The sequence below is a fragment of the Flavobacterium terrisoli genome, from assembly GCF_030167905.1.
GTDB lineage: Bacteria > Bacteroidota > Bacteroidia > Flavobacteriales > Flavobacteriaceae > Flavobacterium > Flavobacterium terrisoli.
Map to the genome: position 1 here is coordinate 57,974 of NZ_JARGNA010000001.1, position 19,934 is coordinate 77,907.

The 19,934-nt window shown below is 38.0% G+C and carries 18 protein-coding genes; 11 read left to right on the forward strand and 7 right to left on the reverse strand.

The window, feature by feature from the left end:
• The first annotated feature begins 38 nt into the window (after nt 1-38).
• Together P1K33_RS00235 and P1K33_RS00240 are read left to right on the forward strand one after the other, a co-directional pair.
• Nucleotides 39-503: a gliding motility lipoprotein GldH family protein gene (locus P1K33_RS00235; protein WP_284650818.1), complete on the forward strand. Its 465-nt coding sequence runs from the start codon at nt 39-41 to the stop codon at nt 501-503.
• Nucleotides 504-2,462 carry a transglycosylase domain-containing protein gene (locus P1K33_RS00240; protein WP_284650820.1) on the forward strand — a complete coding sequence of 653 codons (1,959 nt, stop codon included), beginning with the start codon at nt 504-506 and terminating at the stop codon, nt 2,460-2,462. It begins immediately after the preceding gene.
• Here P1K33_RS00240 and P1K33_RS00245 read toward each other — a convergent pair whose 3' ends face one another.
• Together P1K33_RS00245 and P1K33_RS00250 are read right to left on the reverse strand one after the other, a co-directional pair.
• Nucleotides 2,463-3,209, reverse strand: coding sequence for a LytR/AlgR family response regulator transcription factor (locus tag P1K33_RS00245; RefSeq protein ID WP_284650822.1), 747 nt, complete (start codon nt 3,207-3,209; stop codon nt 2,463-2,465).
• Nucleotides 3,206-5,029: a tetratricopeptide repeat-containing sensor histidine kinase gene (locus P1K33_RS00250; RefSeq protein ID WP_284650824.1), complete on the reverse strand. Its 1,824-nt coding sequence runs from the start codon at nt 5,027-5,029 to the stop codon at nt 3,206-3,208. Before P1K33_RS00250 ends, P1K33_RS00245 begins: the two co-directional genes overlap by 4 nt.
• Before the next feature lie 148 nt (nt 5,030-5,177).
• Here P1K33_RS00250 and P1K33_RS00255 point away from each other — a divergent pair, with 148 nt between their 5' ends.
• The 6 genes from P1K33_RS00255 to P1K33_RS00280 all read left to right on the forward strand — a co-directional run bounded on the left by P1K33_RS00255 (nt 5,178) and on the right by P1K33_RS00280 (nt 11,963).
• Nucleotides 5,178-5,894: an SIMPL domain-containing protein gene (locus tag P1K33_RS00255; protein ID WP_284650826.1), complete on the forward strand. Its 717-nt coding sequence runs from the start codon at nt 5,178-5,180 to the stop codon at nt 5,892-5,894.
• A 17-nt stretch (nt 5,895-5,911) separates the two neighbouring features.
• On the forward strand, nt 5,912-7,216 hold the full coding sequence (locus P1K33_RS00260) for a prenyltransferase/squalene oxidase repeat-containing protein (RefSeq protein WP_284650828.1): 1,305 nt from the start codon (nt 5,912-5,914) through the stop codon (nt 7,214-7,216).
• Between the two features lie 16 nt (nt 7,217-7,232).
• On the forward strand, nt 7,233-8,384 hold the full coding sequence (locus tag P1K33_RS00265) for a vWA domain-containing protein (protein ID WP_284650830.1): 1,152 nt from the start codon (nt 7,233-7,235) through the stop codon (nt 8,382-8,384).
• Nucleotides 8,385-8,511: 127 nt separating this feature from the next.
• Nucleotides 8,512-9,858, forward strand: coding sequence for an OmpA family protein (locus tag P1K33_RS00270; protein ID WP_284650832.1), 1,347 nt, complete (start codon nt 8,512-8,514; stop codon nt 9,856-9,858).
• A 98-nt stretch (nt 9,859-9,956) separates the two neighbouring features.
• Nucleotides 9,957-11,333 carry a PQQ-dependent sugar dehydrogenase gene (locus P1K33_RS00275; protein WP_284650834.1) on the forward strand — a complete coding sequence of 459 codons (1,377 nt, stop codon included), beginning with the start codon at nt 9,957-9,959 and terminating at the stop codon, nt 11,331-11,333.
• 6 nt (nt 11,334-11,339) lie between these two features.
• On the forward strand, nt 11,340-11,963 hold the full coding sequence (locus P1K33_RS00280; RefSeq protein ID WP_284650835.1) for a murein L,D-transpeptidase catalytic domain-containing protein: 624 nt from the start codon (nt 11,340-11,342) through the stop codon (nt 11,961-11,963).
• Nucleotides 11,964-11,972: 9 nt separating this feature from the next.
• On the opposite strand, the gene P1K33_RS00285 is transcribed toward P1K33_RS00280, so the two are convergent.
• Complete coding sequence (locus tag P1K33_RS00285) at nt 11,973-12,353, reverse strand: helix-turn-helix domain-containing protein (RefSeq protein WP_284650838.1); 381 nt, start codon at nt 12,351-12,353, stop codon at nt 11,973-11,975.
• Between the two features lie 134 nt (nt 12,354-12,487).
• On the opposite strand from P1K33_RS00285, the gene P1K33_RS00290 reads away from it, so the two are divergent.
• Both P1K33_RS00290 and P1K33_RS00295 read left to right on the forward strand, forming a co-directional pair.
• A complete protein-coding gene (locus P1K33_RS00290; protein WP_284650840.1) occupies nt 12,488-13,849 on the forward strand; it encodes a M23 family metallopeptidase in 1,362 nt (453 codons plus the stop codon).
• Nucleotides 13,850-13,868: 19 nt separating this feature from the next.
• Entirely contained in the window at nt 13,869-14,363 is a 495-nt protein-coding gene (locus P1K33_RS00295; RefSeq protein ID WP_284650842.1) for a hypothetical protein, read from the forward strand.
• Here the strand turns inward: P1K33_RS00295 and P1K33_RS00300 are convergent, their stop codons facing one another.
• From P1K33_RS00300 to P1K33_RS00310, 3 genes are all read right to left on the reverse strand, one after another.
• Entirely contained in the window at nt 14,364-15,398 is a 1,035-nt protein-coding gene (locus P1K33_RS00300; protein ID WP_284650844.1) for an NADP(H)-dependent aldo-keto reductase, read from the reverse strand.
• 145 nt (nt 15,399-15,543) lie between these two features.
• Entirely contained in the window at nt 15,544-16,509 is a 966-nt protein-coding gene (locus P1K33_RS00305) for an OmpA family protein (protein WP_284650845.1), read from the reverse strand.
• Nucleotides 16,510-16,595: 86 nt separating this feature from the next.
• Complete coding sequence (locus P1K33_RS00310) at nt 16,596-17,357, reverse strand: exodeoxyribonuclease III (RefSeq protein ID WP_284650846.1); 762 nt, start codon at nt 17,355-17,357, stop codon at nt 16,596-16,598.
• Nucleotides 17,358-17,553: 196 nt separating this feature from the next.
• On the opposite strand from P1K33_RS00310, the gene P1K33_RS00315 reads away from it, so the two are divergent.
• Nucleotides 17,554-19,371 (forward strand): GNAT family N-acyltransferase, encoded by a 1,818-nt coding sequence (locus P1K33_RS00315; RefSeq protein WP_284650847.1) that lies wholly within the window; start codon nt 17,554-17,556, stop codon nt 19,369-19,371.
• Nucleotides 19,372-19,419: 48 nt separating this feature from the next.
• Here the strand turns inward: P1K33_RS00315 and P1K33_RS00320 are convergent, their stop codons facing one another.
• Nucleotides 19,420-19,809: a DUF805 domain-containing protein gene (locus P1K33_RS00320; protein ID WP_284650848.1), complete on the reverse strand. Its 390-nt coding sequence runs from the start codon at nt 19,807-19,809 to the stop codon at nt 19,420-19,422.
• Nucleotides 19,810-19,934: the final 125 nt, after the last annotated feature.

Genomic DNA, 19,934 nt, shown 5'->3' on the forward strand with positions numbered 1-19,934 from the left:
TGAAAAACAGCGTTTTAAGTAAATAACAACACCTATTTATGAAAACAAAAATACTTTTCTTTTTACTTTTTTTAGTTGGTCTTATCTCCTGCAACCCGTCAAATACTTTTAGCCAGTTTGATAAAATGCCCGAAAGTAACCATTGGGAACAATCCGATGCCAAGACTTATGAATTTACCATTGACAATGATACCATTCTCTACGATATAAAGTTCCTTTTCAGTCATGTTTACGGATATCAATTTCCTGATTTTCCGTTGGATATTAGTATAGAAAGTCCGGATGGAAAAAAAGAAGTTTTAAATACGACTTTACTGATCAAAGATGGTAACGGAAATGACCTTGGAGAATGTTCAGGTGATATTTGTGATCTTTCAACAATTATTCGAGGGAAAACCATTCTTCAAAAAGGCAAGTATAAGATTACTGTTTCACATAGTTTCAAAGGACCATATTTGCCCAATGTAATTGGTGTTGGATTAGAAGTTGACAAAGCAGAATAAATGAAACGAAAAAACAAAAAAATAATATTCCGAACTCTAAAAGTCTGTGGTGTTCTCTTACTGCTGGGAATTGCTTTGCTTTTTGTTTTTCGGGATGCTATTTTGGAGAAAGTCATTCGCCGCATTGATGCCAAAATGGAGCGCGATTACCAATGCCATTTGAACATTGTCAAAGCCGAATTCCATGGTTTAACCGATTTAGAGTTCCAAAAGATTACTTTGGTTCCTGAAGCCGCGGATACTTTGGTTCGCATAGACGAATTGAAAACCAGTGTCAGCTTTTGGAAATTAATTATGGGCGATATTCAGTTGGGCAAACTCGAAATCAATAAAGGTTATGTCCAGTTGGTGAAAACCAAAACCGGCAACAACTATGATGCTTTTCTGCGTTCCAAAAAAGAAAAATCAGACAATGACGAAGTCAATTACGCCAAACTGTTAAACCGAATTTCTTCCAATTTGATGGATTTGGTGCCAACAGACATGCATGTCAAAGGCTTTGCGTTCCGATTTGATGATAGAAAGAATGGCCATAAAGCGGTATTTGATTTTAGCCGGCTGATTTTAGCCGATAAAAAACTCAATACTTTAATCCAGGTAACTTCTGATGGTTTCTCCCAACAATGGGCAGTCAATGGTTTTGCCGATCCGAGAGACCGAAAAGCCGATTTGGAATTTTACAACCCAAAAAACGACACGATACGACTTCCTTATCTGGACAAGAAATTCAACCTAAAAGCCGGTTTCAAATCGATTCATTTCAATCTGGAAAACCTATCGATGGATAGTGGCGATTTGCATATTGAAGGTTATTCTTCTATTCAGAATTTGATGGTCAATCATCCCAAAATCGCCAGCAAAGATGTCGTTATCAAAAACGCCCGTTTTGATTACCACTGGATAGTCGGGCCGCGTTTTATGGCTTTGGACAGTACGTCAATCATGCAGTTGAACAGCATCAAATGCAAACCTTATATTTCGTATACCAATGAAGATGAAAAAGTATATGCCTTCAAATTGAACATTCCTAAAATGAGAGCACAGGACTTTATTGTTTCGCTGCCAACGGGTTTGTTTCGTCATTTTGAAGGCATGGAAGCACAAGGTTATTTTAGTTATGCGCTCAATTTTGAATACAACGACCACAAACCGAATGACATCATTTTTGAAAGCAAACTCTTCCCCGAGCGTTTAAAAATCACCAAATATGGCGAAGCCGATCTGAACAAAATCAATGGTGAATTCATTTACCGAGCAATTGACAAAGGTGTGGCACAAAGACCGATTGCCGTTGGGAATTCCAATTACAGTTATACGCCGTTATCCGAGATGTCGCCTTATCTCACAAAGTGTGTGCTGACCAGCGAAGATCCATCGTTTTTTGACCATAAAGGCTTTATCAATTCGGCGTTCAAACAATCGATCGCCAAGAATATCAAAACCAAAAAATTTGCGCGTGGCGCGAGTACCATCAGCATGCAATTGGTCAAAAATGTATTCTTAACCCGAGAAAAAACCTTATCCAGAAAACTGGAAGAAATCCTTTTGGTTTACATCTTAGAGAACAATCGCATCAGTTCCAAAGAGCGCATGCTTGAAGTGTATTTCAACATTATAGAATGGGGGCCAAATATCTATGGCATTGGCGAAGCATCGCGTTTTTACTTTAACAAAATCCCGCGTGATTTGAATGTAAACCAATGTTTGTTCCTGGCAAGCATTATCCCGAAACCCAAAGGTTTTATGGAGCGTTTGGTCAATACCGAAAAGCTCAAACCTTATGCCCAGCAGCAAAACGATTTCCTAATGCGATTGATGTTCAAAAGAAACCTTATCACCGTCAGCGATACCATCGGCAACTTTGCTTTGGATGTTTCAGGACCGGCCAAAATGTATCTCAGACAAAAACCAACTGCCGCTCAAAGCGATAGTTTGAGTGTGGATGATTTTGATTTCTAATTATTTGAATCTTTTGAGGAATTCTTCTTTGTAGGTTGGGGAAATTTCCACTTCGGCTTCGTCAAAAAGCGTAACAAAACCACCTTTGTTATAGGTTTTTACAAAATTGACATTGATGATGTGTGACTTGTGGACGCGCATGAAAGGATAAGGCAAAATCTCTGAAAAGTGCTTTAGAAAACGGCAAACCATTTTTTTGCTGCCATTGGCCAGATACAAATCTGTGAAATTCCCGTTCCCGCGAAGCCTTACGATGTCTTCCATTTTGACCACTTCAAAACCTTCCAAAGTAGGTAAAATCACCTGTGCTTTTTCCGGTTTGGTTTCCCTAAAATTCTCCACGATGATTTTGTTTCTGTTGAAGATTTCGTGGTTCATGATTTGTTGCTGCACTTTGTTCACTGCCACGATTAACTCTTCGATGCTGATGGGTTTGAGCAAATAATACGCCGCACTCTGATTCAACGCCTTCAATGAATATTCCGAAAATGCGGTGACAAATATGGTTTCAAAATGCAAATCCTTACAGGCTTCCAACACGTCAAAAGCATTCCCGAAAGGCATTTCCACATCGAGAAAAACCAATTGCGGTTGCACTTCATGAATCAATGGAACAGCTTGTTTGATGTTTTCGGCTTCGCCCAAAACTTCAATCTGCGGACAATACTTTTGAAGATAATTCTTCAGTACTTCCCGCGCTGCTTTTTCGTCTTCAACGATTACACTTCTGATTTTAGATTGGGTCATGGCATTTTATAAATAAAAGGGAATTCAATGGTTACAATGGTTCCGGTTAGCGGTTTTTCTTTTTCCTTGAGGCTGAACTGAATGTCTTTTTGGTACAATTCCTTGAGCAATGCAATGCGCTCTTTGGTATTGTTAACGCCACGCGACTGGTGCATTTTTTGGTTGTCGGTTTTGAGTTCATTGCTCTGAGCCAATCCAATGCCATCATCGTCAACAGTAATCACGATGCCGTTTTTATCGGGTTTGACCGTAAGCAACAACAATCCTTTGTCTTTTTTGTAACGTAGACCGTGCCAAATAGCATTTTCCAGATGTGGCTGGATAATCATATTGGGTACAAAAACGGTATCGGTATCCAACGTTTCATCGACTACAATTTTGTAATCAAACTTATCGTGAAAACGAAGGTGTTCTAAATCAAGATACTTCTGCAACTGCTCAATTTCGTTGCTCAGCGTGACAAAATCATTATTGGAATTGACCATGATATTGCGCATCAACTGGGAATAATTGGTCAGGTATTTATTGGCTTCCAACTCTTTATTTTGCGAGATAAACTGGTTGACGCTGTTGAGGCTGTTGAAAATAAAATGTGGATTCATCTCTCTGCGCAAAGACTGCAAAGCAATTTTTTTGTTCTTTTTCTTGATTGCATAAAATGCCTTGACGATTAAGGAGAAAAAAACCAGCAGTAAAATTACAGCTCCAATCAGAAAGAAGTTAAAGGTGTTTTTCTTCTCAATCAATTCGTCTTTTAGTGCTTTTTCTTTTTCGAGCTGCTCGATTTTATCTTCGGTAACCTGAAATATTTTAGAGTCGATTAAGGTCGTATCCGATTCGATTATCCTATCGAAATTTTGCAGAAAGTCGCTGTAAATCGCCAAACTTTCCTTGTCATTACCTTGTTGTTTGTAATAGTTCACCAAAGCAATCAAACTCTTTTTCACTTCAGCAGTATTTCCTTTTTCAGATGCCAAAGCGTAAGCTCTTTTCAATTCATCGACTGCTTTTTCGGGCTCATTTTTCTTAAAATAAATAGTAGCCAATTTTTGCTGTTGGATAATCTGTGTCGTAAAATCATTATTGGTTTCCGCTTCCTGCAATAGCTTCTGATTGATGTCTAAGGCTTTGTCAAAGTCATTTTCAGCCACATAAATCTCTGCAATCTTGTTCTTGATATTGATGGCTTTTGGTGATTTGGTTTCGGTAAAATCCAAAGCCCTGTTGTAATTCATAATGGCTTCTTTCGGATTGGCTTCGGCTTTGCTGGCTTCGGCTTTTTTCTCATAAGCATCGGTCAATTCATCCTTTTTATTTTCTTTTTCCAAAATCTTGATGTTGGAATCTAGATAATTGTTTTTGCTTTCGGAAGTACTACTGTTGCTAAGTCGTTTGACATCATTGGCATTGACTTTCTCCAAATCTTTGTCTGACGTTTGCTCGCTTGCCATTTTGTAATTGCTCGTCGCTTCTTCAAATTTTTTCTGACTTTCCTGCACTTTAGCGAGGTTTCGAACGACTCTGGCAACGTCATCTTTTCGTTTGAGTTTGGTGTATGTTGTCAACGCTTTTTTATAATATTCTTCGGCTTTGACCACATTCCCTTTCTGACTGAATCCTTGTGCCAAATCCTCATAGCTTTTGGCGATTTTGGCTTCATCATTAGAATCTAAAGACTCTTTTAATTCGACGGCTTTCTGACTGAATTTCTTCTGTACCGGCTGGGACTGTTTCTTCTTAATAGTGTCCTGAGCCTTGGCTTCAAAAGAAGTCAAAAGCAAACCGAAAATGATCATTATAAAAGAAATACCGTAGCGCATATTGATAAAATAAAGGCAATGTAAAGTAAATCAATTTAAAATGGTTGTACAAATCGTTTCACCAAGTCAAAAAGCGGTTTCACCCTTTTTGAAAAAAACGGATTTTAACAATTTATAGGTTTGTATGGTAATCATCAAAAACCATCCTATGAAAACTTATTTTTTACTGATTTTGGCACTTGTTTTTTGGAACTCCAATGCACAAACCATCGATTCCCGAAAATACATTGAAGTAACCGCTAGCGCCGAAATGTCTGTACAACCCGACGAGATTGAACTCGAAATTGTTTTAATGGAATACGACTTGAGTGGTAAAAAAGTAAAACTGGATGATATTCAGGACAAGTTCTATAAAGCGCTTAAAGACAATCATATCGATACCAAAACCCTGGCACTGGAAAGTACTGACAATAGTTGGTATTGGTGGTATTGGTGGAATTATCGCCACGAACATTACCGTACCAAAACCATTAAACTCAAACTGAACAACCAAACCAACTTCCTAAAACTGGTAGAAGATTTAAATGAAAAATGGACGCAAAGCATTCGCATTTCCAAAACCACTCACCAGGAAATCCAGCGTTTGCGGAAAGAAGTCAAAATCGAAGCCATGAAAGCCGCCAAAGCAAAAGCCACTTATTTACTTGAAAGCGTTGATGAAAAGATAGGGCATTTGTTGGCTGTGGAAGAAATGCCCGAAGCCACTACAAACTACAACAACTTTTGGTACGGAAGGCAAAACCTCTTGAGCAACGTCAGCAATTCGGTAGTGAGCAATTCATCTTCCGATCCCGATTCCGGAATTGATAATGTTGGCGCCATCAAATTACGTTATGAAATTAAAGCAAAATATGAAATTCAATAATCTTAAAAACAACTATTATGAAAACCGAAAATCTTTTAATAGTCTTGAGTGCTTCAGCCCTTTTGGGCGGAGTATTCCTCAAAAATGAAATTGCATCAGGCAACAAAGGTGCTGTCAATTATGAAAAACCTAAACCTGAAGAAAAACCCTGTGTCTTTATGTCGGTTATGGGTGAACAATCCGTAAGCAATTATGCTGCATTCAAAGATGATTCCAAAATGACAGCCGTCATAGAAGCCGGTCAAAATTGGCTCTTAAAAGCCCAAAACAAAGATGGTGGCTGGGGCGCAGGTTCGCACGGTAATCAAAGAGAAATGAATCCACATGCGGTTAGTTCGGATCCGGCAACAACAGCCATGGCAGCGATGGCTTTATACCGCTGTGGCCATACCATTGATAAAGGAATCTACAAAGAAAAACTCACTGATGCATTACTTTTTTTGCTTAACGAAGTTGAGAAAAACAAAGACGGTGAATTCATTACTCAAATTCGCGGAACGCAGATACAATCCAAATTAGGCCAGAATATTGATGCCGTTTTAACCCTTCAGTTTTTAAACCAGGTAATTCCAACATTAACCAATCAACAGATGGCGGACAGAGTGGAAAAAGCCATTCAGATTTGTGTTGATAAAATTGAAAAGTCATATGGTAGTGATGGAAAAGTATCCGGTGCCGGATGGGCTGGCGTACTACAATCCTCATTTGCGAATTCAGGTTTGGAACAAGCGGCCAAAAACAAAAACATTAAAGTCAGCAAAGAAAAAATTGATGCGGCCCGAAATTACCAAAAAGCGAATTACAATCCTGACAATAATACCGCGAAAACTGAAGATGGTGCCGGCGTTATGCTTTATGCCGTAAGCAGTTCTGTCAGAGGAAGCGCCGCCGAAGCACAGGAAGCTGAAAAAATATTCGAAGAAGCAAAGTCATCAGGGAAAATTGATAAAAGCGCTAAAATGAATCGTGAAAACCTGGAAAAAATAGGGGTTTCCAAAGAAAAAGCAGCCAGTTATGATGTAGCCGATAAAGTATACAAAGCCGCCAAAGTAAAAGCCATGGACAATGATGTCCTAAATGGATTTGGCAATAACGGCGGAGAAGAATTCCTGAGCTTCCTGCAAACCGGCGAATCTATGATTGTAAAAAAAGACAACGACTGGAAAAACTGGTATGACAATATTGGCGGAAAATTAATCAAAATCCAAAACGAAGACGGAAGTTGGAACGGTCATCACTGCATCACCAGCCCGGCATTTTGTACTGCCACAAGTCTGTTGATTTTAACCATTGAAAACGACATTAAAAACCTTCAAGAATAATCTAAAAACTAAAACCATGAAGACAAACCTCTTATTAAGATCAGTGCTTGTTGCCGTTTCATTGACATTATTGAGCTGCAACCAATCGAATGCCAAACCTGTAGAAAAAGCCAAAACGTCAACTGAAGAAACCACCAAAATTCAAGTGGCACTTTTGCTGGATACTTCCAACAGCATGGACGGTTTAATCGAACAGGCCAAATCACGGCTTTGGAACATTGTCAATACTTTGACCACTTTGAAATATGAAGGCAAAACGCCCAATATAGAAATTGCATTGTATGAATATGGCAATGACAATCTTTCGGGGCAAACCAACTTTATCCGACAAGTAACGCCTTTGACAACCGACCTTGATTTAATCTCCGAAAAACTCTTTGCGCTTCGCACCAATGGCGGTAATGAATACTGTGGCGCTGTGATTCAGGATGCGACCAAGCAACTCAAATGGGACGACGGAAGAGACAATATGAAATTGCTTTACATCGCCGGGAATGAAGGTTTTAATCAGGGTGGCATTGATTATAAAGAAGCTTTAGCAACCGCTTTGCAGCAAAAAATTTATGTCAACACCATTTACTGTGGTGATCAGGCTTCGGGTATAAGATTACTTTGGAAAGATGGCGCTGATAAAGGTCAGGGCAAATATTTCAATATCGATTCCAATGCTGCGGTACAATACATCAATACGCCTTATGATGTTGAAATTACCAAATGCAATGACAAAATCAACACCACTTATATTGGTTATGGCAGCAAAGGAGAATCCAAAAAAATGAATCAGGCCACACAGGACAAAAATGCCGAAAGTGTTTCTTATGCCAATAAAACGGAGCGTTCTATCAGCAAAACCAAAATGGTTTACAAAAATGACGATTGGGATTTGGTGGATAAAGTAAAACAAGACAAAGACGCTGTACTGAAACTCAAAAAAGAGGAATTGCCCAAAGAGTATCAAAACAAAACAAAAGAAGAAATTCAAAAAATAGTGGTTGAAAAAACCGCTGAAAGAGAGAAAATCCAGAAAGAAATAGCAGTATTGGCTAAAAAACGTCAGGAATATATTGACGCCGAAGCCAAAAAAACCAAAACCAAAGACGATTTGGGCGACGCCATCGGCAAGTCGATTGTTAGTTTGGCCAAAACCAAAGGCTATACTGTAGAGTAAAGCAAAGATTATAAAAGGTGATTTTTAAAAACTACAGCCGGAAACAGTTGTGGTTTTTATTTTATATACTAATTCCAACCTTTTTGCGTTATAATTACTCTATCTCTTATACTCTAACTCTTTATATATGAAAAAACTGTTTTTATTAGCGTTTTTGGTTTCAGCAATTGGGTTTGCACAAGACAACTCCGCCACCGTACTTTTTGACTATGACAAATTCTTTTTGACTGACAGTGCCAAGTCAAAATTGGATGCTGTGATTTTAAAGATGAATTTGAACCAATTAAAATCGGTGGAACTTAATGGCAATACCGATGCCGATGGGAATTCGAAATACAACATTACTTTATCAAAAAACAGGGCAAATGAAGTGCTGCAATATTTGGTGTCCAAAGGGATTCCGGCTGATAAAATCCAATTGAGATTTGATGGCGAAAACAAACCGGTGGCAGAAAATGCCAGCGATACCGGAAAGCAACAAAACCGAAGAGTGGAAATCACTTTTGCTTTTGAAGAGGAACAATACACCAACACCATCTTTACCAAATTGCAAAAGGAAAGCCAGCACTTTACCGGAAAATCGAATGAAGTCATCACAATTACCGGAAAAGAAGGAACCAAAATCACCATTCCGAAAAACACATTGATGAAAGCCAACGGTAAATATGCTATTGGCAAAATTGATATTGAACTTCAGGAATTTTACAAGAAATCGGATGCGGTTGGTGCCAATTTACACACGATGTCTAATGGGATTATGCTCGAAAGCGGCGGGATGATTTATATCAAGGCAACCTCAAAAGGGGAAGAATTACAGTTGAAAAAAGGAAGCAAAATGACCATTGAATTTGCTTCAAAAAACAACCCTGGCGATATGCAGACTTTTTATGGCTACCAAAAAAAAGACAAATCCGTTGATTGGAGCACCAACGAATTGATTCCGGTGGTGTCTGAAGATGAACAAGATGGCAATGCCTATTGGATGACAATTAGCACTTATTTTATCAATGACAAAATTATTTCCCGTGATACCGTTAGAGGAAGCTCTGACGGACTTGAAACTTCAAATAAGAGATTCCAAAGAAAAGCTGAAGAATCAAAAAACGTCAAAGCCTTACAAAATACAATTTTACAATCAACAAAGCTGGGTTGGATCAACTGCGACCGTTTTTATGATGTAAAAGACAAAACGGATTTGTTTGTCAATGTTGATTTGAAATACAAACCCGAAGTCAGGCTGATTTTCAAAGATATCAATTCCATCATGTCGGGCTATATCAACAATGACAACAAAGTAGTTTTGGGCCAAATTCCGATAGGCCAAAAAGCCACGCTGATTGCTTTTAGCTGTGTTGCCGATGAAGTTTATATGGCGGTGAAAGAAATCGAGATTGATAAAAATGGCGCTATCGATTTAGCACTCAATAAAACCTCCTTGGAAGAATTTAAAACCGCTGTACAGCAACTTAATTGATCTTTTCATTCTAAAACGCAATCAATAAAGATTGCGTTTTTTGTATAACCCTTTGATTACAAAAGTTTTATTTTTAACTTTACCAAAAACAACCTACTATGAAAAGAATTCTACCTTTTGTTTTTGGCCTTTTAACCACTTGTGCTTTTGCCCAAACTATCGGATTGCAAAGTTTTGCAACCGGTTTTACTTCTCCTGTTGAAATCGCTCATCCGGCCAATGATGCCCGATTATTTGTAGTGCAGCAAGGCGGTTTAATCCGAATTGTCAATGCCAACGGAACGGTAAATGCAACGCCGTTTTTGACTTTAACTACAGCGACCATTTCTACCGGTGGCGAAAGAGGTTTGCTGGGTTTGGCTTTCCACCCCAATTATGCTACCAATGGTTATTTCTATGTGAACTATACCCGTGCCGGTGATGGCGCTACGGTAATTGCCCGTTATACGGTTTCGACCGACCCGAATATAGCCAATGCTGCAAGTGCTTCTATATTATTAACTATATCACAGCCATTCAGCAATCACAATGGCGGTTCTATAAAATTTGGTCCCGATGGTTATCTTTATATTGGTATGGGTGACGGCGGAAGTGGCGGTGATCCCGGAAACAGAGCCCAAAATATCAATGAAAATTTAGGCAAGATGTTGCGCATCGATGTTGATTCGGCTTCGCCTTATGCCAGTCCGTCAACCAATCCTTATGTTGGCATTGCAGGTAATGATGAAATTTGGGCCATCGGCATGCGTAATCCCTGGAAGTTTTCTTTCAACCGTTTGAATGGTGATTTGTGGATTGCTGATGTAGGTCAGAATGCCATAGAAGAAGTCAACAAAACAGCCTGGCCTTTACCAAATACGGCGCTGAATTTCGGTTGGCGATGTTATGAAGGCAATGTTGCTTATGATAATTCCGGCAGTTGTCCGACTTACGCTAATACCGTTGCTCCGATTTCAGTTTATACTCATGGTGCTACCGGTCGTTGTTCGGTTACCGGAGGTTATTTCTATACCGGTTCGACCTATCCTAATTTTGCCAACAAATATTTCTTTGCCGACTATTGTACTGCAGAAATCGGCTGGATTAACAATGCAGGAACGATAACCTGGAATTATGATGCTTCGGGTGTCATTACAACTTTTGGCGAAGACAAAGACGGCGAATTGTATGTGGCCAATAGCGGAACAATTTATAAATTGATTGATACTTCTTTGGGAACGGATAGTTTTAGCCAAAATGGATTGCGTATGTATCCGAATCCGGCCAATAATGAATTGTTCATTAAAAGTGAAAACAACATCGTGTTATCTTCCCTAAAAATAATTGACCTCACCGGAAAAATCATCTTACTTCAAAATCTAAACGATGCCGAGACAAACATGGTAAACGTTTCAGGTATAGCCAAAGGAATGTATTTGGTTGAAATAGGAAGTCAATCCGGAAAGTACTTTCAATCTAAACTTGTAGTGGAATAAGTCAGCATGAAGAATCTTTTTTGGGGCATTTTAATCATTATAGCGGTTTGTTCCGGCTATCATTTTGTGGTCAAAAAAAGCTCTGAAAATCATATTGCTGCCACTGTTTCAAATGATATAACCAATCAAAGATTAAAGAGCAAAGTCGATAGCATCAAAACATTTCTCGCCAAAAAAACCGAATATAATAATGAGGTCGCTTTCTTTATTGACATGAAAATCAAGTCGGGCAAAAACCGCTTTTTTATCTATAATTTAAAAGAAAACAAAGTCATAGATGAAGGATTGGTTGCCCATGGTTCGGGTTCGGAAACCGGTATTGAGGGCCAACTTAAATTTAGCAATACTCCAAACTCCAACAGCTCTTCCCTGGGAAAGTATGCTATCGGAAACCACTATAACGGAAAATTTGGCAAGGCCTATAAACTCTATGGTTTAGACCGTAGCAACAGCAAAGCTTTTGATCGTTTCATTGTACTGCATTATTTCAGCAAAGTTCCTTATGAACAGCAAATAAATCCTATCTGCAACAGCTTGGGTTGCCCAATGGTAAATGAAAAGTACTTTAAGAGAATTGAGAAAATCCTCGATAAGACCGAGAAGAAAATTCTTTTGACCATTTACTATTAAAAGAAGGCATTACTTTTTCTTGTTTTCCAACTCAGCGATTTTTGACAGTAAATCATTAATCTGTCTTTCCTTTTGCTTATTATCGGTAATCAGAAAATTAATCTGGGCGATAATGCTCTCCGGAAAATTATTTTCAAAATCAATGCATATTATTGGTTCTCTTTGATTTATTTTCAGATAATTGGATTCCGGCTTCTCCTCCAAAAAATAATTGAACCCAACATCAAAATAGTGGCAAACCTTATTCATTAGGATAAAATCAATCGATTTGTCCTCACTGCTTTCAATATGACAAAGCTTGGTTTGTGAAATTCCCAAGATTGTGGAAAGCTCCATCTGAGAAATTTTTTTGCTTTCTCTCAACCGCTTAATCTTAATTCCGATCTCCATAATTTATTCATTTTGAGTTTAACATTATTTATAATCAAATAGAATTTTACTACAAACATAAATAATTTTGAGTGATTTTATTTGTTAAATTTTAAACTATTTGTATTATGAATGTAAGAATTATCTATTTTTGTATGAGCTTCTTATTTTTCTCTGTTTTTTTAACCGGCTGTCAGACAGAGGATTTGTATTTAAAAAATGAAGAAGCAGGAATTAAGAGTGATGTTCGAATCAAACATCTAAAAGGATTAGAGGCAAAGAAAGCCGGAAATTTGTTAAAAAGTGTATTAGAGAAATCGGGAGGATTGCATCTGGGTTCGGGCTCTGCGTCCATGAGAACCGATGAAGAATCTATCGATTACAACAATATACTTTTGGTGCTGGATACGTTAGGAATAAAGAATTACACCTTTAAGATTTTAAATCATCCTAATGACGACTACAAAACTTTCCACAATTTGGTTTTAACCGATAAGAATGGTGAATTTGAATTAACGGTAATGAAATATGAAATGACCGATTCATTTGCGGAGCAGTATGCTGCGTTTCTGAAAAGTTTTAACGAATTTGAAGGCAAGATTTCTGCCATGGGTTTGAGTACAGCTTTAGACCCTTGCGGTGAAATTGTAAATGATTATCCTGCTACTATAGCCAATCCTAATGAAGATGATGGCGGTGGTAGTGGTGAAACTGATCCACCACCAGCGGGCAATCCGGGAGATGGCAGTTCTGTAGGCGGCGGAAATACATGGTGCCTAACACTTGTGATAAAATTTGTATGCTCTTGTGGCAGGTCATATGGCAGCTGGGATGATTATACGGGTTCAATCTGTGGCGATGGCAGTAATCCCGGTTTTACTGTAACTATGGTAATCAGTTATAGTTTAGATGCAGGCTGTAGATCAGCTGGCGAACCTTGCAATCCGGATGGGGTGATTGGGGTGATTGACCCAGAGGAGACACCTTGTGCTGGAGACCCAGTTAAAGACCCTAAAATTTGTCCTTCATCTCCCTCTAACCCAGCGGGTGGCACTTATGGCTGCACGCGAAATGACCCCAATCGAACATGTGACGGATATGTTGGAAAGAAAAAGCATGGAGGAGTTGATATTCAAGGAAACCTAAATGACAAAGTATACAGCATGTATGGTGGCAAAATAGTTAATATTCGAAAAACAATGGGTGCTACTCAATATCAAGCTAATTCTTTAGGAAACTATATTGAAGTTGAATCAGTGGTAAATGGACAAACGATTAGGATTAAATATTGCCATTTAGGAAATGTCAATTTTGAAGAAGAAGACATAATCCCTCAAGGAACAAACATTGGCACTATAGGAAGATCTGGTAATGCTGCTGCTAAAGGTGTTACTACTCATCTACATATTCAGTCAACAGTTAAAATTGGAAGTACTTACCAAGCATCAAATCCAATTGATCTTTTTACAACTACATTTAACGAAGTGACATTTGAACCTGAAACCGATTGCAATTAAAATTTAAAACATTTAAAATATGAAAAAAACAGTATCCTTTTTATTACTTATGGTAACAATCATGAGTACTAATGCGCAAAACAATGACTCGTTATTATTCAGTCAAATAACAATTAATGCATTTTCAATTGTACAAACAGAAAACTCATTAACAACACTATTGGGAAATCCTAGTTCTATAGATAATTATGAAAATGAAATCAACAAAGAGACTTGGTTGGATTATAAATATTCTGTGAATTCATTTTACTTTTTTGAGAATAAAATGGTGTCATTTGATTTAAAAAACAGTGCTTTTTATTTTTACAATCCTTCGATAAAGGCCGGTAACAATATTTCAGAAGTTAGTAGCTTTTTCCCAAATTCTTATTCAAATAGAGAAGTAATAGACAATTTAGGTTTTATAATTATTGACATCAATATGCAAGATGGAACAGCATCTGATACATTTGTTGTCATAAATTACAGTCCAACTTCTAATGTAATATCCTCAATACACTTAGGTTCAAAATAATTAAGGCGCAGGATCAGGAAATACCACTTGAATTTTATTAATTCCGGCAACAACTTCAGGAGACAGTTTTATTTCAAAAGCTGTAATGTTCTCCTGAAGTTGTTCCATTGTAGTCGCACCAATAATCGTTGACATCACAAACTCCTGCTGGTTTACGAATGCCAATGCCATTTGGGTTAATGTCAGTCCATTGGCCTGTGCCAATTCCTGATATAGTTTTGTAGCTTTATAACAGTTTTCATTTGAATAACGGGTAAACTGCGGAAACAATCCCAATCTTGAGGTTGGCTGAATGCCATTCAAATGTTTTCCGGTTAAAAAACTAAACGCCAAAGGCGAATAAGCCATCAAACCTACATTTTCGCGCAAACAAATTTCGGACAAACCTACTTCAAACAAACGGTTCAATAACGAATACGGATTTTGAATGGTCACAATTTTAGGCAAATTGTGCTTTTCGCTTTCGCTGATAAACTTCATCACGCCATATGGATTCTCATTCGAAACACCAATATGCTTGATTTTTCCTTCTTTGATTAAACCGTCATAAACGCTTAACACTTCAAAGAAATTGTCCTGCCATTGCGGGTCAACTTTGGAAACACCGCGTTGCCCAAACATATTCATTACCCGTTCCGGCCAATGCATTTGGTACAAATCGATATAATCTGTCTGCAGATTTCTTAAGCTCAATTCTACTGCTTCGTGGATATTTTTTTTGGAAAAATCCAACGGTTGGCGAATGTAAGCCATACCTCGATTGGGTCCGGCAATTTTAGTAGCAATTACTAAATCTTCCCGCTTTCCCGTTTTCTTTAACCAGGTACCGATATATTTTTCCGTCAAACCAAGTGTTGCCTGACGTGCCGCAATCGGATACATTTCTGCAGTATCAATAAAATTAACGCCTTTTTCAACGGCATAATCCAATTGGGAATGCGCATCGCTTTCGGTGTTTTGTTCGCCAAAGGTCATCGTGCCCAAACAGATTTTGCTGACTTTTATATCGGTATTCGGTAAAGTGGTATAGTTCATTTGTCTTGCTTTTCGCTGGGCAAAAGTAAAATATTAACACCGTTAATTTTGCCCGATTAACGGATTTTTTGGAAACGTTTACACAAAAAAAGGTTCCAAGTCAAAACTCAGAACCTTAGTCGCTCAGCACCTTAGTGCCTATTTCTTAAAACTCATTCAGCATTTTAGAAATTTCATCCAATTTTGGCGTCAAGATGATTTCAATTCTACGGTTTTTGGCTTTGCCTTCCGGTGTATCATTGCTCATGATTGGGGCGAATTCGCCACGACCGGCCGCGGTTAAATTCTTCTTTTGAATACCTCCGTTTTCCCCTAAAATATTTACGATAGCAGTGGCTCTTTTAGTCGATAAGTCCCAGTTGCTTTCAATTCCGCCACCAATACTTCCAAGAATTTTGTCATTATCGGTATGGCCTTCAATCAAAACGGTAATATCCGGATTTTGTGCCAATACTTTGCCTACTTCAACAACCGCTTTTCTTCCTTCTGCGCCAACAGCCCAACTTCCGGTTTGGAACAACAATTTGTTTTCCATCGAAACATAAACCTTTCCATTTTTCATTTCAACGGTCAATCCTTTTCCTTCGAAGGCGTTCAAGGCTTTTGATAAAGTGTCTTTTAGTTTTTTCATCGCGGCATCTTTGGCCGCAATCATGCTTTCCAGTTCGTTCAAACGTTTGGTACTTGCCGCCAATTCATCTCTCATTTTATTCAATCGGTCTTGTTCTACAGCCATAGCTTTTTCTTTAGCTTCTAACTGTGCTAACAATTCACGGTTTTTATTCATATTGGTTTCCAAAGCATCATTGCTGTTTTTTTCCAATGCCGAATAGGATTCCTGCAATGCTTTTAAATTATTAGAAGTTGCCGTGCAATCTGCCTGTAGTTTGTCTCTGTCTGCCTTTAACCTGGACAATTCAGCCGTCAATGACTTGTTTACCGAATCAAACTCGGCATTGGCCTTGTGCAATTCATCCACTTCATCAGCCAAAGACCTGTTTTCCTTTTTCAAATCGGTGTATTTGTTCTCCAAATCATTGTAGATTTTTTTGGAAACACATGATGTCATTAAACTCAGTATGGCTAGGCCAAAAAATAATTTTTTTATCATTTTTTCTATTTTTATTTCGCTGCGCACCGATTATTAATTTTTCTTAATATCAAATGCCTCGGGTCTATATTCTATTCTCTTTGTTCTTATTCAATCTCTACTAAAACCGGACAATGGTCTGAATGTTTGGCTTCGGGTAAAATCACTGCTCTGGTCAACCGGTTTCTTAATGGCTCACTTGCCAAACAATAATCAATTCTCCAACCCTTGTTGTTATTTCGGGCTCCGGCTCTATAACTCCACCAACTGTAATGATGTGGCTCTTTATTAAAATGACGGAACGTATCTATAAAACCGCTTTTCATGAATTTGTCCAACCAGGCACGTTCTTCGGGTAAAAATCCGGAAACGGTTTTATTGCGGACTGGGTCATGAATATCAATGGCTTCATGACAAATGTTATAATCTCCGCAAATGATAAGGTTTGGAATCTCTTTCTTTAATTCGTCAATATAATTCCGGAAATCATCCATATACATGAACTTGTGACTTAATCGGTCGATATTGGTTCCTGAAGGCAAATACAAACTCATCACCGAGAAATCATCAAAATCCAATCGAAGGTTTCTGCCTTCAAAATCCATATGGGCAATTCCGGTTCCGAAAACCACATTTTTGGGTTTTACTTTTGACAAGATAGCTACACCGCTGTATCCTTTTTTATTGGCCGGAAACCAATAGTGATAAGGATAACCCGAAAGTTCTACATCAAGCAAAGGAATCTGGTCTTCGGTAGCTTTTATTTCCTGGAGACAAATTATATCGGGATTGGCTTGCTGCAACCAATTCAAAAATCCTTTTGAAATCGCTGCACGAATGCCATTAACATTATAAGAAATGATTCTCATTAAGCTTTACATTAGTTTTAACTTGGTTGAATTCGACCAAAAGGCCTCGAGTCCAAAAGTAGATAAAAACACAAACATTTGAAACCCAAAATACATAATAAAAAATTAAAATTTAACGGCTGTTTTCCGTTTTTTCTGGAAGCTATTTCGCGAGAATTACTATCTTTGTTTCTTACTCAAAAAATGAACGGTATAAATGGGTTTAGTTACTGCTAAAGAAGTTGCAAAGGCAATAAACGCTGATAAATATGGGGTTTTAGGAACTTTTTGTGGCTGGTTACTAATGAAAGCTCTAAAAATTTCGACCTTAAATAAAGTCTACGACCGCAACAAACATTTGAGCGAAGTAGAATTCCTGAATGCCATTTTGGATGAGTTCCAAATTAAGTTTGAAATTCCTGAAGAAGATTTAAAAAGATTACCAAAAGAAGGTCCGTATATTACCATTTCAAACCATCCGTTGGGTGGAATTGATGGTATATTATTGTTGAAATTAATGCTCGAAAGAGAGCCTAATTTCAAAATCATTGCCAATTTCCTGTTGCATCGCATCGAACCGATGAAGCCTTATATTATGCCTGTGAATCCTTTTGAAAATCACAAAGATGCTAAGTCAAGCGTAATCGGGATCAAGGAAACCCTGCGTCATTTGAGTGATGGAAAACCGTTGGGCATGTTTCCTGCTGGAGAAGTTTCAACTTATAAAGATGGGCAATTGGTGGTCGATAAAGACTGGGAAGAAGGCGCAATTAAAGTGATCAGAAAAGCGCAGGTTCCTGTGATTCCGATTTATTTCCATGCCAAGAACAGTCGCTTTTTCTATTTCTTATCCAAAATAAATCCAACACTTCGTACGGCCAAACTGCCTTCTGAATTGTTGACCCAAAAAGACCGCGTGATTAAAGTTCGTATCGGAAAACCGATTTCGGTTGCCGAACAAAACGAACACAAAACCATTGAGGAATACTCAGAGTTTTTGCGTCGCAAAACCTATATGTTGGCCAACTCTTTCAATGAAGAATCTAAATTACTGAGTTCACAAAACCTGAACCTCAACTTAAACCTAAAAACGCCTAAGAGCCCAAAGCAGATTGTAAAACCTGCCAATCACGACAAAATCTTAGAAGAAATTGAAGTATTAAAGCAAGGCGATTTTAGATTATTGCAAAGTAAAAACTATTTGGTTTTCTTAGCAACTGCCGATATAATTCCAAACATTTTACACGAGATTGGCCGCTTACGCGAAATTACTTTTAGAGCTGTTGGTGAAGGCACAAACGAATCCATCGACCTTGATCAATATGATAATTATTACCAGCACATGTTTTTGTGGGATGATGAATCACAGCAAATTGCCGGGGCTTATCGCATGGGATTTGGTTCTGAAATATTCCCGAAATATGGAATAGAAGGTTTTTATCTGCAGGACTTATTCCGATTTGAGCCCGAATTGTATGGCATGATGGAGCAATCCATCGAAATGGGAAGAGCATTTATTGTTAGTGATTACCAACAAAAACCAATGCCTTTATTCCTGCTTTGGAAAGGAATTGTGCACACAACATTGCGTTATCCGGAACACAAATACCTAATTGGCGGCGTGAGTATCAGCAACCAATTCACCGAGTTCTCAAAATCGCTGATGATTGAGTTTATGAAGTCGCATTATTATGATCCTTATGTGGCACAATACATCCATCCGAAGAAAGAATTCAAGGTAAAACTGAAAGATGCCGATAAAGACTTTGTTTTCAATGAAACCGAGGCCGATTTGAATAAATTTGACAAAATAATAGACGAAGTCGAACCGGGAACTTTGAGATTACCGGTGCTGATCAAAAAATACATCAAGCAAAATGCCCGCGTGGTTGCGTTTAATGTTGACCCATTATTCAATAATGCAGTCGATGGATTGATGTATATCCGAATTGCCGATTTACCGGAAAGCACCGTAAAACCTGTCATGGAAGAATTTCAGGCCGAACTCGAACGAAAAGAGAAAAATTACAAATAAAAAAGTCCCGAATAAATCGGGACTTTTGTTTTTATATAGAGCGAAACTTTAAGCTGCTTCGAATCCTTCTATTGCTTTTGGATCTGAACCGTATTGGTTTTCTCCACGGTTTCCTTCAGTAAAAAACAACACTATAAGCCAAATAGCGCCCACTAATGGAATTAATGCTATAAATAGGAACCATCCGCTTTTGCCTACGTCGTGTAAACGTCTTACTGCTACAGCCAATCCCGGTAAAAACACCGCTAAAGCATAAATAGCATAAACCCAGCCATAAGGCAGTGGTGCGAAATTAGTTCCCAATCCACCGTCAATCATGATTGCGACGATGGCAACAATTAAATTCATTAATGTGTAATACCAATATTCTGAACGTCTTGCACGTCCATTAAAGTTGGCATAGTTTTCAAATACTACTTTTTTGTACCATTTTAACATATTCTAGATTTTTTGGTTAGCCCTACTCTTTATGGATTTTCGGTTACTCCTTTTTGGTTAGTTATTTCAAATATAAAAGAATTTAATTATTAAATGCATTTTTACATAAAAAAAGGCAACTCAAT

Excerpts from the sequence above, each read along its gene's own strand:
- P1K33_RS00235 (WP_284650818.1), top strand. The coding sequence starts at position 39 with ATGAAAACAAAAATACTTTTCTTTTTACTTTTTTTAGTTGGTCTTATC.
- P1K33_RS00240 (WP_284650820.1), top strand. The coding sequence starts at position 504 with ATGAAACGAAAAAACAAAAAAATAATATTCCGAACTCTAAAAGTCTGT.
- P1K33_RS00245 (WP_284650822.1), bottom strand. The coding sequence starts at position 3,209 with ATGACCCAATCTAAAATCAGAAGTGTAATCGTTGAAGACGAAAAAGCA.
- P1K33_RS00250 (WP_284650824.1), bottom strand. The coding sequence starts at position 5,029 with ATGCGCTACGGTATTTCTTTTATAATGATCATTTTCGGTTTGCTTTTG.
- P1K33_RS00255 (WP_284650826.1), top strand. The coding sequence starts at position 5,178 with ATGAAAACTTATTTTTTACTGATTTTGGCACTTGTTTTTTGGAACTCC.
- P1K33_RS00260 (WP_284650828.1), top strand. The coding sequence starts at position 5,912 with ATGAAAACCGAAAATCTTTTAATAGTCTTGAGTGCTTCAGCCCTTTTG.
- P1K33_RS00265 (WP_284650830.1), top strand. The coding sequence starts at position 7,233 with ATGAAGACAAACCTCTTATTAAGATCAGTGCTTGTTGCCGTTTCATTG.
- P1K33_RS00270 (WP_284650832.1), top strand. The coding sequence starts at position 8,512 with ATGAAAAAACTGTTTTTATTAGCGTTTTTGGTTTCAGCAATTGGGTTT.
- P1K33_RS00275 (WP_284650834.1), top strand. The coding sequence starts at position 9,957 with ATGAAAAGAATTCTACCTTTTGTTTTTGGCCTTTTAACCACTTGTGCT.
- P1K33_RS00280 (WP_284650835.1), top strand. The coding sequence starts at position 11,340 with ATGAAGAATCTTTTTTGGGGCATTTTAATCATTATAGCGGTTTGTTCC.
- P1K33_RS00285 (WP_284650838.1), bottom strand. The coding sequence starts at position 12,353 with ATGGAGATCGGAATTAAGATTAAGCGGTTGAGAGAAAGCAAAAAAATT.
- P1K33_RS00290 (WP_284650840.1), top strand. The coding sequence starts at position 12,488 with ATGAGCTTCTTATTTTTCTCTGTTTTTTTAACCGGCTGTCAGACAGAG.
- P1K33_RS00295 (WP_284650842.1), top strand. The coding sequence starts at position 13,869 with ATGAAAAAAACAGTATCCTTTTTATTACTTATGGTAACAATCATGAGT.
- P1K33_RS00300 (WP_284650844.1), bottom strand. The coding sequence starts at position 15,398 with ATGAACTATACCACTTTACCGAATACCGATATAAAAGTCAGCAAAATC.
- P1K33_RS00305 (WP_284650845.1), bottom strand. The coding sequence starts at position 16,509 with ATGATAAAAAAATTATTTTTTGGCCTAGCCATACTGAGTTTAATGACA.
- P1K33_RS00310 (WP_284650846.1), bottom strand. The coding sequence starts at position 17,357 with ATGAGAATCATTTCTTATAATGTTAATGGCATTCGTGCAGCGATTTCA.
- P1K33_RS00315 (WP_284650847.1), top strand. The coding sequence starts at position 17,554 with ATGGGTTTAGTTACTGCTAAAGAAGTTGCAAAGGCAATAAACGCTGAT.
- P1K33_RS00320 (WP_284650848.1), bottom strand. The coding sequence starts at position 19,809 with ATGTTAAAATGGTACAAAAAAGTAGTATTTGAAAACTATGCCAACTTT.